The sequence below is a fragment of the Spiroplasma melliferum KC3 genome (assembly GCF_000236085.2).
GTDB lineage: Bacteria > Bacillota_I > Bacilli_A > Mycoplasmatales > Mycoplasmataceae > Spiroplasma > Spiroplasma melliferum.
In genome coordinates this window covers 679114-695651 of sequence record NZ_AGBZ02000001.1, presented here as the reverse complement: position 1 = coordinate 695651, position 16538 = coordinate 679114, and the positions used below count along the sequence as shown (strand labels likewise).

The window sequence follows — 16538 nt, the reverse complement described above, 5'->3', positions numbered from 1 at the left end:
TAATGAGTTTAAAAATTAAGCGTTGTTATACTGTTCATTTTACTTTTAAAGAAAATTGGGTTGTTCCTTTATAAAGGCTTGATTTATCCGCTAAAATAACTAATTGTATATTAGAGGTTTCACCTGGTGTTTTATTAACAGTATCATTGATTCTTAAAATTAAATTTCTATCAGTGTTAACCGCTTCTAACAAGGCTAATTGATTTGGTGATAACTTACCTTGAATTGCTGAATTTGCTAAAACAGCTTCTAAAATATCATTTGGGATATCACTTTTAATATCAACAGAATTGTCTGTTAAATTTGTTCCCAAATTAATAATATTAATTCGTTTTGATTTCGCTTGTATTGCAATATTAGTAATACCATAAAAATTAGTTGCCTTATCTGCATTAATAATAATTGTAGCTGCATATGCTATTTTATCTTCGTGAAAATTTTCACTACTAAAAGTTAAAGTAGTACCGGGATCTTTAATTGCTTCTAATAGTTGCGGCTCTAATTTACCCTCATTTTTGGAACCAACTTCTAATGTTAATAATGCACTATATAAATCCAATCAATTATTCGCATCTTCAATTTCAATAACTTGTTTACCTAAATCTCCACCTAGTAAAGTAATGTTAGTGCGTTCACTAACACCCCCTCCTCCGCTTTCATCATGTACAGTGTTTGAAAAGTAACGATATAATTGTCAACCACCAATTCCAAAACCAACAATTGACATTACTAAAATAACAACTAAACTTCAAATTTTTCATTGCATTTTGCGGTTAATAGTATGTAAAACTTTACGCATTGACGTCATAGAATTTTGTTCCATTTTTTGAGTTAAAGCAATAGTTTCATCTTCAATTAACGGTGATGTTGCCACTAATTCACTTGGTAAATCAATAGGTTTTTCTTTAGTATCATTATTATCTTTACTTTCATCATTAACTTCTATTTCATTTTTACTTGGTAAATCAAATTCCAATTTACTTGTTGACTCATGAACTGATTCTAATACTTCATTTTCTTTTTGCTGAACCACGGGAACTCTTTCAATCGGTTTATTAACTGGTAACGAACGATGATGAGTTGGGATTTTATCAATTGTTTCTTGCGATAATTGAATTGTTTGGTTAACAACAGGAACTTTTGGATTACCTGATGCATCTAAAAAATTAGTTTTTCAAAAAAAGGTATACTTATTATCCTTACAATTAATTAATGCAATTGGCATTATTCCTGCATCATCTTTAAGAGTAGATATCGGATTAATTTCACAAACAAAAAGAAGTAAATTATTAACATCTTTTGTCCGGTCATTGCGAATTGCTAAAATAATTTTTTTAAAGGTTTTTTTACAAGTATCACACATTTCTTCATATATAGCACGCATATCATTTTGCATTGTTTATACTTCCTTTAGCCCAATCATATTGTATTATGTTATAAATCATCTATTATTATATCACATTTTTAAACATTCTTTATTTGTTATCTTAGAAAAGTCAAATAAGGAGAGTATTTTTTTTTTACTAAGGCCTCATTATTTTAAAGTTCCTAAATAGTTTTGCTATCTTATCAAAATTAATACTATATAAATCAAATGAAATGTCATTTTCTCCTAAGAATAATGGCATTGTATCAACATAATAATTTGAATATCGATCTTGTAAATGTTGATTCAAATTATTAAACTCTGCTTGAAAACCAACAAGCAACTGATTTAAAAAACAATATTTACTAATTGCTGTACTCGTCAAAGTTAATAAGCCATCATTTTTTGTTTTTAATTCTGCGACTAGTTCTTCAAATGATGATATTTGCTCTGGATATTCCTTAATAATATCAATCATTGTTTTTGTTTGCCATCATGTTGACAAAGTTTGCTTTGCTTCCTTTTTTATTTGATTTAAAATTTCAAGATCTTGATGTTGTCATCAGGCTCATGTTTTGCTCGCGTTGTACAACTAACAACACCTAAACTACTACCGAAACCTAAAACAAAAACACTAAAAAGTGTTAATAACCGTTTCATCTAATTGTCACCTTCCTTTTGTAAGACACTTTTAATTATACTTATTTAAAAAAAAAAAAAAAAAGTACCCCTGTACCTTTAACAAATTATTTGCTATATAAAAATATTTTTAAAAATTATTATATTTTTTGTCATCCTCTTTGTTTTTTATAATTCAAGAATATTTCGTAATTCTGCTTCTGAGAATTTTGTAAAATTAGCATTTTCCGAATTATTATTTAAAACGGCATTGATTACCTCTTGCTTATTATTTTGAATTGTTAAAATTTTTTCTTCAATGGTCCCTTTTGCAATCAACTTTATTACCTGAACAGTATTTTGTTGCCCAAAACGATGAGCACGGTCTGTTGCTTGATTCTCTACCGAAGGATTTCATCATGGATCAAAATGAATAACAACATCTGCTGCTGTTAAATTTAAACCAACTCCCCCAGCTTTTAATGAAATTAAAAAAATATTAATTGTTTTATCTTCATTAAACTTTTGTGTCATTAGCACTCGACTTTCCGAGCGAGTTTTTCCGTCTAAATAAAAGTATTGTAAACCTATTTCTTCCACAATTGCTTTAATTCGTTTTAAAACAGTAGTAAATTGTGAAAAAATTAATATTTTATGACCACTACCAGCAAGATCATCAAAAATATCTCGTAATGCATCTAATTTAGCACTTTCATTTTGATATTTTTTATCTAAAATACTCGGGTCACAACAAATTTGACGTAATTTAGTTAAGGTAGCAAAAATTTTTAAACGATTTTGTTGATATTGCCCTGCCGTTAAAATTTTATTAATTTCTTCTCGCGCAGCATTAGCATATGCAGCATAAATTTTCTTTTGCCGTGCTGTCATTTCCACTAAAATTTTATTTTCAATCTTTGGTGGTAATTCACTCATTACCCCTCGTTTTAAACGACGCAAAATAAACGGTGCAATTTTTTGTAATAATTCTTTTTTAACTGCTTCATTTTGGTCACGAATAATTGGAATTTCATATCTCTTTTGGAATTGTTGATGTTGTAATAAAAAACCAGGTAAAATAAAATTAAAAATTGATCATAATTCAGTTAGATTATTTTCAATTGGTGTGCCTGTCAAAGCAAACCGAATTCCTGTTTTTAAAGTATTAACTAGTTTTGCATTAATTGAATGTGGGTTTTTAATATGTTGTGCTTCATCTAAAAAACAATATTGAAAGAAAATTTGTTGATAATAATGAATATCACGTCGTAATAATGGATAAGAGGTAATCACCACTTGCCCTTGCGTAATTTTGGTAAATAACATTTCACGTGTTTTTCGTTCACCAGCAATAACTAGTGTTTGTAACATAGGTGCAAACCGGTCAATTTCCGTTTTTCAATTATAAATTAATGCTGCTGGAACAATAATTAAAACTGGTGCCATTTGCTGATTTAATTCATATTCTTTTAAAATAAAACTAATTGTTTGTAATGTTTTTCCTAATCCCATTTCATCTGCTAAAATACCACCAAAGCCTAACGAAGCTAAAGTTTTTAATCAAAAATAACCTTTTTTTTGAAAATCACACATCATTGATGTTAAAGATGTTGGAACACTAAATTCATTTTGTTCTAAATGTTTAATTTTTGTAATTAAATGATCAAAATCAAGGTTAAAATGACAATTGAACTCAGCTCATAAATCTAAGTTATTGTAAACTGTTAATGCATGATATTTTGGAACTTGCAATTTTCCTTGTGCAAATTGTTCTTGCTTAAAATTAAACTGATTAATTAAGGTTGCAAATTTTTGCAATGTTTGTTCTTGCAAATCAATAATGCTACCATTTGTTAACTGATAATATTTTTGATTATGATTAATCGCATTTAAAATTTCACCTAAATCCGAATAATCAAGTTTTGAAAGTTTAAAATCAAATTCTAACCAGTCGTTATTTTGATTAACATTAATTGTACTACTTGTTACTTTAAAATCAATTAAACGAACATTTTTAAAATTATCAGTATAAAAAATTTGTGAAAGTTTTTCTAATGTTAAAATATCTTTTGATAGTAATTTTAAAACATGTTCTAATTCATTTAATATAAAATAATGCCCTTTTTGAACAAAACCAAGTTGCTTACAAAATGTTAAATATTCTTGCTCATGATAAACATTTCGTAAAACAATTTTATTGGCATTATTTGATTTATTTAGTAAATCAAATGTTATTGCTCCATAGCGAAAAAGAGGGCGTAACATAATTTCTTTGTTTTTAAAATCAAAATAGCTTTCAATAACTAATGGTGTTTTTTCTAATGAGTTTAAAATTATAGGGTCAATTTGAATCGTATTATATGGATAATCTAATAATGCAACAATTTCTTTAATAACATCATTAGTTTGTTGGGGAGTAAATGTAATTTTATTGTGTTTTGTTAGTACCATTGTTTGATAAATTGGACCTAATAAAAAAGTATCTTTATGATTTAATAAAAAAATTTGCTTAGCATCAAATAGACTTTGTTGAGATGATGTTAAAATAATTGGATTTTCTTTTTTATTAATAATTTGAATAACATTATCTTTTTGTTGAATAGATAAGGATGGTTGATATTGCTCAACGCTAATTTTAACATCAGAATATTCTTCACCATCAATTATTAGCTTAATTGTTTCACCTTTAATGTGACTTAAAAATTGATCAGTTTGTGATGCTGAAAACCCAAAACTTCTTGTAATTGATACCCCATAAAAATCCATTTTCTGTGTTTGTAAAAAACTACTAACATTAATAAACTCTTGTTGCAAAAACTTAATTACTTTTTCAGCAAATGGTGAAAGCGTACTTTTATTGGGATAAAAAGTAAATTTTTGTGAAATTTCGTAACCTTTTATATAATCTGGGTCAAGGGCATGTTTTGTTAAAAAACTCAAAAAATGATAAATATTTTTAATAACAAATAATTGCTCACCTTCATATCCTAACTTTAGTTGTACGGCTGGTGGTTGTTGCAAAGTAGAATCAATAATTAAATTACATTCACAAGTAATAATTCGTTCTTTTAAGGCATAGGTTTGTTTATTTTTATTAATAAATGTTGTTAATAGTTGATCAGTTGCTGTAAAAAATAATCGTCATGTAAGTAAATTATTGTTTGATTCATAAAAAGCAAAAAGCAAAACAGCAATAATATGCTGACAAATTTGATGTTGAAAATTATAGTCAATACAGCTACAATTTTGCCGTGTTAAAAAAGTTAAATTATTACTTAAAGCAAAAACAACATTAACATCATAATAATCCCCACTATGTTTTGTTGCTACTTGACAATAAATCATTAATTCTTTTTCATCATCGGAAGTTTGCTGTTCATCAATTTTTAATAACGTTATTTTTTTCGTTTGATATAACTGTTCCGCATTATTAAATGTTGCTAACCTCGTTAAACTCCGAATGTATTCGAAGACTAAAACTTTCCATTTTATATAGGCTCCTTTAATAAAAATAATATTATTCTTTAATTATAATACATTTTTGCCTAACTAGTAAGATGGATTAATCTTTTTTACCTTCAATTATAAATAATAGGGTTCAATGAAGACCTATTCTTGTTCATCTTGAACAAAAAATTTTGCAGTAAGATATTTGTCTGTTAGCATTGTGTTATACTGCCCAAAACCAACAAAGGAATATAATTTTAATCCTAAATTTGGTCATTTTAAATTAATTTTATTTTGTAAAAACAAGTATTTTGTAATTGTACTATTTTGCATATCTCGCACTAATTTATTAGCCATTGTCATTACTTCTGGAATTGACCAATAAAATATCTCTTGATCAGGTAAATATTTTGTTAATTTCCCATAACCAGTCCCATCCTCATCCGCTAAAATAACTTGTTTTGTTTGATCAAATGTTAAATATCCGGCCTGAAAAGCAATAATTCGTAACTCACCTCGTGATAATAAAAAATTAGTTCGGCCAATAACTGATAAGACTTGTTTTACAGTATAAGTAGACCCTTGTAACAATGGTGTTGTGGTAACAGAATACATTTTTAATGTTTCATGTTCTAATTTATATTGTAAAAGCAACAATAATTCAGCCACAATAACTTGATGTTGTTCAATAAAATAAGTTACTAAATCAGGAATGGTTAAATAATTTGGAAATAATTGCGTAAAAACATTCATACTTGTTACTTCATATAATAATGATGTTATTAATAAATTATCGTATTCAAGGTTAATAGCATCAGCAGCAAGCGTTTGACTTAAACGTAAAATAAAATAATTAATAATTGGATAACTATCTAAAAATAAAAATTGTTTTAAAATATTTTTATTTCGATTAGTATTATTTTCATTTTGATGATAATGTGTGATATTTCGGCCAATTTTAACATAAAAATCATTAACATAATTATAAAATTGATATAAGGATAAATCATAATCATATAGTAAATGTTTTAATCCTGCTTCATGATATTTTTGATAATATTCACGAATATGGGTTTTAATTCGTGCCCGATTATCATATCATTTTCGTAAGTTATTTAAAATAATTTTTTGTGAACGTTGTTCTAAAGTAATTGTACAATTATAGGGCAAACCTTCATTAGCTAATAATCCCTTTATTGACGTTAATTTTGGATCATATAAGTTTTTAATATCAACAGTAATATCATATTTACTATCAATATTACTAATTAAATCATAAACTTCTAATCGACTTTTTAATTCTGTTTTACGAAGACCTCGCCCAAGTTGTTGTAAATAAACTGTCTTTGAATTTGTTGGTCGTAATAAAATAATAGTATTAATTTCAGGAACATCAATTCCTTCATTAAACATATTAACAACACATAAATAATTAATTCGTCCTGTTTTAAATTCATGTAAAATCCGTGTTCGGTGATCACGATTTTCAGAAGTTAAGTAATCTGCACGTAAATGTTTTGTTCGTAAAAATGTTGCTACTAATTTAGCATGTTCAGTCGTAACACAAAAAATTAATGCAACTGGTTTTGCATATAAACCAATATACTTATCAATCATTTTTAATAATAATTCATTTCGAGCCTTAGTATTTAACTTTTTAAAAAGTTCATTATCAGCGTTTAAATCAACCCCAGTTAAATCAACAGTATTGTCATCAATACAATAATAATCAAATGGGCATAATAAACATTGATTAACTGCATCTCATAGTCGTAATTCTTCCGCATATTCATCAAGAAAATATTTTTTGATTGACTTACCATCTTCTCGTTCTGGTGTTGCCGTTAATCCAAGTATTTGTTGTGGTTGAAAATAATTAAAAACTTGGTCAAAGGTAGCAGCAGCAATATGATGTGCTTCATCAAAAATGACCACATCAAAATGATCTACAGCAAACTGTGGCAAGCGAGTTGCCATAGTTTGAATTGTTGCAAAGACATGCGTTTGATTCTGTGTTACTTTGCCCTCATACATTACTTCCCCAAAAGTTTGATCCATTAGGACATTACGAAAAGTTTGCAATGCTTGGTCTAAAATTTCTTTTTGATGAGCCAAAAATAACAACTTCAAAGTTTGATGATTATTTTCTTGTAATTGGTGTAAATAATCAAACGCAGCAACAACAGTTTTTCCAGTTCCCGTTGCCATAATTACTAAATGTGCTTTCTTGCCACAGCGCCGACGATATTGTAATTTTGCCACAATTACTTTTTGAAAATCATATAAATATTTCCGAATGGTTAAAATTTCAGTTGCAGTATGATTAAACATTGTTGCAATTCGCAGTGATTGATTTTGACTAATTCGTTCTAATAAATAATTACGTGCTATTTCATCATTAAAATCAACTAAAACTTCATTTCATAAATGTTCAAATTCAGCAATTATTTCCGTAACTAAATTAGGATTATTTTTTGCTGTTAATTTAATGTTTCATTCTCGCCCAGTAACCATTCCTTTATAAGTTAAATTTGAAGAACCAAGAATGACAGTTGAAATACCATGGAATCGTTTAAAAAGCGAAGCTTTAATATGAATTCGTTCACTTCGTTTTTCTAGATTATCTTCAACTTTGATTTGGATATTATCATAAGTTGTCACTAACCGGGTCAATTCTAATAAATTATTGTATTCTGCTAAATCATCAAAAGTTGTCGTAATAATTCGAATTGGAATTGGTTTTGGTTTAACAATGCTTAATTGATGTTTCAATTTTATTAATGATTGCCTTTGAAATAAAAGGAAAGACAAAGCACACTTCATCAGCAGTACACATTTCATTATTTAATTCAACTAATAATTTTTGCTGATTTTGATTTGTAAAAAACTTTTCTCCCATTTATTTTCATCTCTCTTCTGGTAATTATTAACAAAATAAGTAATTATAAAATTATTTACTGAATAGTTATAATGTCAAATTGATTTAATCATGTAAAACATTATTTTAATTAAATAATATCAGTTTCAATTTTTGAAAGAATATCTTGAATAATATTATCAAACTTTCCGGAAAATTCTACTGTTGTTAAGGCCATTGTTTTATCATTTCAACTTTTAACTAAATAAGATTGAAATAATAATGTTAAAACCCCTTCATCAGCATCAATTGCTGGAATGGTTGGTGCTTTTCCTGCTAAAATAAATAAATTTTTTCGAACTTGTGGCGTTAAAATTGCTTTAATTGCCCGTTCAGATGTACCACCAACTAAAAATTTTTCTTCAAATAAATTATCTTGTAAATTAATATAATTTAATGGATTAAAAAACTTGGTTGTTACCCCTCGCGGTTGGATTGTAAATTGCGCTGTTAATTTGTGATATGGCTGGACTGTCAAAATTGGAATACGATAAAATTCTTCCTTATCAATCTTATTGTTAATTTTAGTTGGAACCTTATGAGTAATTGTTCCAAAAGAAATATTGCCACTAGAATAAGTTAAATTAAAAACAAAATCAATTTTAGTGTTATTATTAAAATTAATTAAGTCTGTTGGTAATGGTTTAAATATTTTAGTAATCCCTAATAATGTTAATTCAGAAGTAAAATATTCGCCTAATGCTAAATTATAAATTGTTACTAAATCAATTTTATCCATAATTTTATCGGATAATTTTAATAATCGTGTTCATTTAACAATATAATAACAAACTATGATAATTAGCACAATTCCAATTAAGAACATTAAAATAGGAATTCATATTAAAGTTATTTTAATATTTTTTACTACAAATAAAATCATAATAAAAATTCCCATAATACTAAAAAAGGGTCCTAAAAACATCATTCAACGAATAATTAATTGTAACCGTTTCCTTGGAGGTTGAAAGGAAATATTATTATGGTAATATTCTTGCAATTGATCATTAATAATTTTTCGACTTACTATTTTTCAATCATTATTTCTTAACTTTTCAATCATTTTAGTTTCCTCTTCTATTGCAATAATTTTTAATATGAAATTTCTTTTGATAGTAAAGTTATTTTAAAAGTAAACTTGCTAGTAATTAATGAACTATTTTCATTAGCCAGCACCGTAAATTCAACAATTTCTCCCGGTTTTTGTTTATCAGTACTTTTGTCATGATTATTAGTAATTTTAAAATCATCATTTGTCACAATAATTGAAAATATTGTTTGAATTGCTTTTATTACTTCGCTTATTAAATTAGCATTTTTGTTTAATTCTTGATAATTAGCATCCGGATTTGCAATCAAACCAATTTTTGTTATCGTAACTAAACTTATATCTAATTTTTGTAAATCAACAATAAAATTAGAACTTCCTTTAATTAAATTACTACTTTCTGTTGCTTTAACTGTAAAATGTACTTTTTGACTTGGCGCCTGTTTTTTCTTAACTTCTTGATCATTTGTAACAACAAAATCGTTTGTTGTAATTGTAATTTGTAATTTATTATTAATTGTGCCAATAATAGCATCTAATATTTCTGGATTTTGGTTTAACGCTTGATATGTTAATCTTGGATTTGGAATAATTGACATTTTGTTAATTTCCACACTAGAAATATCTTCGCGTGCTAATAAAGTATTACTAAAAGTAAATGAGCCTTGAATTAAACTACTACTTGCTGTAGCAGTGACGGTAAAAGTAACAACCATATTAGGAACTTGTTTGTCTTGAGGAACTTGGTCATTTGTTAAAATAAAGTCATTATTCGAAGCAGTAATTGACAAGCGCTGATTAATAGCATCCCGAACTGCTTCTACAATTTCCACCTCATTGTTTAAAGCGGCATATGTTTTTTCTTCATGTGCTGCTAATTTTAAATCATTAAGAACTACTGTTTTAATATCCTGTTTATTAACATCGGTTACTTTAATATTAACTTTGTAAGTACCACCTAAAATAAAACTTTCTTGTACTAAATTTTGTTGATCAAATTGAATTGTTTTATCAGGGGGCGCTAATTTAATAATAATATTAATAATTTTATCACGAGTAACAGTTGTTGTCTTGTCATTATTAATATTTTTATTATTATATCAAATTTCATATTTAGCAATTTTAACTGCGCTTGGATCTTGTTTTAGATTATATCGAATTTGCATAAAAGTATGAAGATTATTAAGAATTTCAGGTCCTGTCTGATTAGTATTAATTTGAAATGTTTGTAAAATATTTTTTTCATATTGTTGTGGCGGATTACAAGCAATTAAATTAAAACTAGTTGGCATTATAATTCCCAAACTAGTTAACATTAATAATATTTTTTTCATTAATAATCTAACTCCTTTTGTTTTTTACACATTATTCTAAGTTAATTATAAACAAAAAAAAGAATTAAAAAAGTTTTCAATTAAAAATTGAAAACTTTTTCATTATAAGATTATCCAATTATTACTCATGCTCATCTGAGAATCACAAGTCAAAACGAGATTGACCATTCGTTTCATAAGCAATTTTGGCATTAGTTTTTGCTGTAACTTTAAACTTAACATTAGTAAAACTCAATTTAAAGTCTACAGCAGTTAAAATTTTGGGTTAAGTTAGAAGTCTTATCTTTCCCAATAATTGCTCTGAAATTTTCTCACTTACCATCTTTTTTAAATTGTAATTTAACCGTTCCAGCGCTCATTGTAACATCATTACTTCTTAATTCCGTATTACTTACTCCAAAATCACGTAAAATATTAGAACCAGCATAAATCATCAATTGTGGACCTAAGAAAAAATTAATTTTAGGAAGAAAACCAGCAAGAAAAGTATTAATTCCTTCTCATGTACTTGGTTGAACAAGATTCGTGTTAACAGCATCAATTCCTTCATCACCTTTTGAAGCAAAAATATCTAAAATGCTTCCAATTAATAACGTTGGTTTTAGCTTAAGTCAAGTTTTAATTTTGCTTTGGTTAATTTCACCGCCAAACAAAGGCACATCTAATGAGAATCGATATTTACTATCCGTTTCTTTGTAATCATTTCGATAACCGGTTAAAGCATGAAATGCTAAACTATCTAAATTTGTATTAGTATTTTGATAAAAATATTCTGTTTCACCAAAAGTACCTTTAATATTTTCTTTTAATTGTTCATTAACTGGTGAGAATAAATATTGTATTAATGGTAAGACTGTATTATGCGTTGATTCAATTTTTTCTTTTCCTTCTCTAATAAATCATTGCAATAAAGCAATTAAATCAGGAGCCATATTATGTAAAAGGTCTTTAACTGTTCCTTTTCCAACAAGTGTTTGGTCAAAAGAAATATCTTTATTAAGATAACCACTAATATCAAATTTTAGAGTATTCTTAACATTCTCAACAATACGATTTAATACTGTATCAAATTTTTTAAGAAAATCTGGTTCATTAATTTTAGCTAAATCAATGTCCATAATTTCTTGCTCTGGTAAAGGTAACAAACTAATAAAAGTATATAAATCAGCAAAAGTTATATTTACCCCTTGTATTAATGGTGGTAATGGTAAATTAATATTTTGTAATTTCCCACTTGTATTGTCAATTTTATTGACAGTATTTTTTAAAAGAATTAACTCATTTGTAACTCATTGAATTTTAACATTGAATTGTTCTTTGTCTTTTTTGAAAATACTAACACTAGCAGTTCCATTAACAACATCTAAACCTTTTTTAGTATCTTGCTCTTGTAAAATATTTAAAGTATTAACTTGTGCTATTTTTTCATCTGAATGATTATTATCAATAATTTTTGGTTGCACAAATGTTGCATCATTTGTAACAGTTAATTTATAACTTCCTAAAGTAACACTACTACTTAACTCTGCTGTTAACTGTTCGCTTGTTACATTTGATGATGAAGCAAAAAATGGTGTTTCAACATATTGTGACAACTCTCGCTTAATATTTTCAAGATTTGCATCTTCTTTTTTAGTAGTACATGCTGTAATCAAAGCAGCATTTGACCCAACTAATGAAATAGCTCCTAAAAAGGCTAGTAACTTTTTCATTTTCTTTCCTCCTTATTGTAGTTCAGTTTTGAATAAAATAAAATATAAATTTAATATTCATTTAAATTATAGTTAAAAAACCGTATTGTTATTTAAATATAACAAACGAACATATCTACCTCAACTAAAATTTTAAACTCTTTTTTATCTGAACAAAGGATTAAGAAAATTTATCAGAATTACTTTTAAGAGTTGCTAAATAATTTATACAAAATTAATGTGCTCATTTGAGGTATATTAATTTTACTCTTTTACAATTTATTATGCAAATGTTTAATAGAACTAAATTAATCACGAATTACTAATTCATTTTGAAGTTTCATTACTTTTTCTGCTCCCAAAACTCGATCAGCAATTGCTAAAGCAAAATTCATTGTTGAACCAACTGAAGCACCAGTAATAATATGACCATCAGTAATAGCAGCCATTTCATTATTATAAATTGCCTTGTCCATTCCTTCTGTACATCCAGGATAACTTGTTGCTTCTTTATTGTCTAAAATTCCTAAATGCCCTAAAATTTGGGGCGCTGCACAAACTGCAGCAATTGTTTTCTGAGCATTATTAGCTTTTAATAATCAATCTTTTAACATCTCATTTTTTGCAAGATTATCAACACCAATTCGACCACCTGGTAAAATAAAACCATCATAATCTTCATATTTAACATCTTCAATTAATTTATCAGCTTTAATCGTAACATCATGCGATGAGACAACTTCTAATGCTTTGGTAATACTAATTAATTCTAACTTAATGCCTCCTCGTCGTAACACATCAGTTGTAATAATTGCTTCACCTTCTTCAAAGCCTGTTGCTAAAAACAATGCAAATTTCATAAATAACACCTCTTTTCTCTTGGTAATTATAATATAATTTTATATAATTGTTAAGAAAAAAAGGAAAAGGTGTTATGCATGGGATTTTTCTCAAAAGTAATTTATAAATTTCATCGAACAAAACATAAACGAAATAAAAAATATTATTTGTTAAAAAATCGTAAATCATTAATTGTTAATAGTATTCCACAAGACATTAATATTCATGTAATTAAAACTTTTCGGGAAAAATTCACAAGTTTAATTCAACCAAATGATATTACAATGAAAGATGGATATTTATTACGTAAAGTACGTGGTTTTAATAGTTTTGGAATTTTTTATCAACTTGATGTCATTTTTTGTAATAAAAACTTTGAAGTTATTCACACAATTCAAAATTTTGGGCCACAAAAAATGAGTCATTATTTTCCACAATGTTATTTTGTCTATTGTCTTGCTCCTGGGATGATTAATTTTTTAAATATTAAACCAAACGATATTTTACGAATTATTTAATTTATCATTAATATTTTTAAAACTAAGTTATAATATAAATAATGTTATGGTTAAGGAGGAAAAACAATGGCAAAAATGAAATATGCAACAATTAAAATTACTGTGACATTCCAAAAAGTAATGATTTGAATTTCTGGGTTATGATTATTTATCTTAGCAATCTTAAATTCTTTTCCAAACGTTAATGTTAACACAAAACTTTTTGTTCACAATAATAATGGTGATAATGGTGCAATTATTTTGATTACCGCTTTCTTATTTATTTGTGTTGCAACCTTTATTCGTCATAAAATTGCTAAATTAGTTGCCGGAATTATTTTTATTACTATTGCAATTATTGGAATGATTGGCGCAATTATTACTTCAACAAAAGAAGTTTCAACATGAGTAATTGTTGTTGGTGAATTAATTGCTCTAATTGGTGCGTTAATATGATTATTAGAAGGAATTGGAGCAATTCGTGTTAATAAAGCAAACGCAGTAAGTACAACAAGTAGCAACAAGTAATCATTATAAAAATAAAAAATGTTTAACTAAATTTAGTTAAACATTTTTTATTTATAAGCATTATTCAAGATCAAGGTCTTCCTCTTCTGCATCAATCACTTCACTATAAAATTTCCCTAATGACTGATTTTTATTATGACGGTCTTCTTGTTTTCCTTTAATTTTTCGTAATTGTTCTTCAACTTTATATAAACTTTGATCAACTGCCTTATAAAAATCACTATTGCGAACTTCTGCTTTTAAAAAATTATTTCGCCCTCTAATATCAATTGCAGTATGAATTACAATATTATTTTCTTTCGTAAATTCAATATCAACATGAACAAGGTCATTTTCATTAACTTGTTGATATTTTAATAATTTATTAAAAGTATCAACTAAATGTTGGTCCATTGCATCAGTAATAATAATATTTTTACTACGAATTTTGTATTCCATAAATATTCGCCTCATTTCTATATCATTATTATAACAAAACAAAAGATAATTCTATATTTAAACAAAAAAAAGAAAAAAAAGGTAAAATTAATAAAATTTTTAACCTTTATCATCCAATAAGAAAAAATCAATATACTCATTTGTTACTTCTTCTAATGTTATTTTTTCAATTAAAACTTTGCTAGCATTAATTTGACTAATTTTTTCATTATATTGTTTAACTAGTTCAACTAATGGCGCATTAACTTCTTTTAGTAATTCTTGTAATTCTAACATTTCTTTAGTTGAATAATTTTTTTGTTCTTTAATTGTTAAATATACACTTCGTGCATTTATTTCAACTGGATTAATAATCTTACTATATTTTTCTGATAAATTATATTGTAAAATCATTGTATCAATTCGAAACATAAATCGATTTAAAATTTCATCAATATATTTTTCCAATAAAGCATGTTGAATTAAATTTTTAAAATCATTCCTATTTTTAATTTTACTATAATTATGTTTTGACTTTTCTTGTAAATGCTGTATCGACTGCTTTTTTTGTTTTGCTAATTCATATAAATGACTAATTTCTTGATCAAGCTGAATTTTTAATTTTTTTAAAAGTTCTAAGTTTTCAAGGGTGAACTTTATTAGAAAATCAGTATTATCTTCAATCAGTTTATCATCCATGTTACTTGCTCCTTAAATTATTATTACTATTTCCACTAAGTATAATTATACTTTAAAATGCCTTATAAAACAAGTATTACTAAGGTTCATAAAATTAAAAAGATTTAAAGGTGATATTTTAAAATACGACTTTAAATCTTTCCTATAACATTAATAATTAACCTTATTAATTATTATTAAATTTTCTTTGTCTTTTAACCTTTATACTGTCAAAGTTCAGCGATTAAACCGGCTGCCATATTATCATTAGTTTTAGAAATTCCTTTTCCTGTATCACTAGCATTTGGTTTAATCAAAATTAAATCATTATAGTCGTGTAAAAATGGCATGTATTTTTGACCAATTCGTCCACCATCACGATCATTAATAAATGAGAATCCGCGGTTAGGATTTCTTAAGGCTCATACAGAATTATTATTTGCTGAATCATGTGCATGTTTTCCAACACTTCCTGATGTTACTCCGGCTGTACGACCTGCTATTAATGTATGTCCTTCAGTCATATTTACTTTAACTCAACCCGAAGGCATTTTAGAACCAACTGGCATTCATTTATATTCACCAATAATTCATTTTTCCTTATTTAATTTATCTTCTAAATTATTAATAATTTGATTTTGTTTTTCTTCTAAACTTTTTATTTTTTCATCAATGATATTTGTTATTTCAATTAAATTTTTGCTATTTTCTTCACGTTCTTTTTCTCCTAAAGCAATAATTTTTTGATCAACTTTTATTTCTGACTCATTAACTGCAGCACTAATTTTCTCATCAACATTCGCTGTTGAATCCTTAACTGCATTAGCAATTTTCTCATCAACTTTTATTTCTGACTCATTAACTGCAGCACTAATTTTTTTATCAGTTTCATTTTTAAAATTATTTAATTGATTGTTAATTTCATTGATACATTTTTCTTCTGAAGCTTTAATTTTTTTATCAGTCTTGTCTTCTAATTCTTTTAACTTTGCTTCTGCATCATTATTACTTCATGGTCATTCCATAATTTTATTTTTCCTTTCTTCCATTTTTTAAATAGAAAATAATAAAAATGAAAAACATAATTAAATATAAATTTATGTTATTAACAAATCTAATTTTTATAAATTTATTTAATGTTGCACATATTATGCAGA

13 protein-coding genes and 1 pseudogene are annotated in these 16538 nt (G+C 26.4%); 2 read left to right on the top strand and 12 right to left on the bottom strand.

What is annotated here, in order from left to right; genetic code table 4:
* Positions 1-25: 25 nt before the first annotated feature.
* From SPM_RS03390 to SPM_RS03355, 9 genes and pseudogenes are all read right to left on the bottom strand, one after another.
* On the bottom strand, positions 26-1396 hold the full coding sequence (locus SPM_RS03390) for a hypothetical protein (RefSeq protein WP_040584407.1): 1371 nt from the start codon (positions 1394-1396) through the stop codon (positions 26-28).
* A gap of 148 nt (positions 1397-1544) precedes the next feature.
* Positions 1545-2026 (bottom strand): annotated as a pseudogene (locus SPM_RS03385) (hypothetical protein); the annotation flags it as partial.
* A gap of 147 nt (positions 2027-2173) precedes the next feature.
* Positions 2174-5329, bottom strand: coding sequence for a DEAD/DEAH box helicase (locus SPM_RS03380; RefSeq protein ID WP_051600833.1), 3156 nt, complete (start codon positions 5327-5329; stop codon positions 2174-2176).
* 264 nt (positions 5330-5593) lie between these two features.
* Positions 5594-8203 (bottom strand): DEAD/DEAH box helicase family protein, encoded by a 2610-nt coding sequence (locus SPM_RS03375; protein ID WP_081799505.1) that lies wholly within the window; start codon positions 8201-8203, stop codon positions 5594-5596.
* Positions 8178-8330: a phospholipase D-like domain-containing protein gene (locus tag SPM_RS06555; RefSeq protein WP_156031182.1), complete on the bottom strand. Its 153-nt coding sequence runs from the start codon at positions 8328-8330 to the stop codon at positions 8178-8180. Before SPM_RS06555 ends, SPM_RS03375 begins: the two co-directional genes overlap by 26 nt.
* Before the next feature lie 109 nt (positions 8331-8439).
* Positions 8440-9411 (bottom strand): hypothetical protein, encoded by a 972-nt coding sequence (locus SPM_RS03370; protein ID WP_040584406.1) that lies wholly within the window; start codon positions 9409-9411, stop codon positions 8440-8442.
* A 29-nt stretch (positions 9412-9440) separates the two neighbouring features.
* Positions 9441-10730: a spiralin repeat-containing protein gene (locus SPM_RS03365; protein ID WP_051600827.1), complete on the bottom strand. Its 1290-nt coding sequence runs from the start codon at positions 10728-10730 to the stop codon at positions 9441-9443.
* A gap of 236 nt (positions 10731-10966) precedes the next feature.
* Positions 10967-12442, bottom strand: coding sequence for a lipoprotein (locus SPM_RS03360; RefSeq protein WP_040584405.1), 1476 nt, complete (start codon positions 12440-12442; stop codon positions 10967-10969).
* A 287-nt stretch (positions 12443-12729) separates the two neighbouring features.
* Entirely contained in the window at positions 12730-13281 is a 552-nt protein-coding gene (locus SPM_RS03355; RefSeq protein ID WP_004028997.1) for a DJ-1 family glyoxalase III, read from the bottom strand.
* A 78-nt stretch (positions 13282-13359) separates the two neighbouring features.
* Here SPM_RS03355 and SPM_RS03350 point away from each other — a divergent pair, with 78 nt between their 5' ends.
* A complete protein-coding gene (locus tag SPM_RS03350) occupies positions 13360-13779 on the top strand; it encodes a DUF192 domain-containing protein (RefSeq protein WP_004028996.1) in 420 nt (139 codons plus the stop codon).
* A gap of 66 nt (positions 13780-13845) precedes the next feature.
* The gene (locus SPM_RS03345) at positions 13846-14286 is read left to right on the top strand and encodes a hypothetical protein (RefSeq protein WP_004028995.1); all 441 of its coding nucleotides are present in this window, start codon (positions 13846-13848) and stop codon (positions 14284-14286) included.
* Positions 14287-14346: 60 nt separating this feature from the next.
* Here SPM_RS03345 and hpf read toward each other — a convergent pair whose 3' ends face one another.
* The 3 genes from hpf to SPM_RS03330 form a co-directional block, all read right to left on the bottom strand.
* A complete protein-coding gene (gene hpf / locus SPM_RS03340; RefSeq protein WP_004028994.1) occupies positions 14347-14724 on the bottom strand; it encodes a ribosome hibernation-promoting factor, HPF/YfiA family in 378 nt (125 codons plus the stop codon).
* Between the two features lie 99 nt (positions 14725-14823).
* On the bottom strand, positions 14824-15402 hold the full coding sequence (locus tag SPM_RS03335; RefSeq protein WP_004028993.1) for a hypothetical protein: 579 nt from the start codon (positions 15400-15402) through the stop codon (positions 14824-14826).
* 194 nt (positions 15403-15596) lie between these two features.
* Positions 15597-16406 carry a hypothetical protein gene (locus tag SPM_RS03330; protein ID WP_040584404.1) on the bottom strand — a complete coding sequence of 270 codons (810 nt, stop codon included), beginning with the start codon at positions 16404-16406 and terminating at the stop codon, positions 15597-15599.
* Positions 16407-16538: the final 132 nt, after the last annotated feature.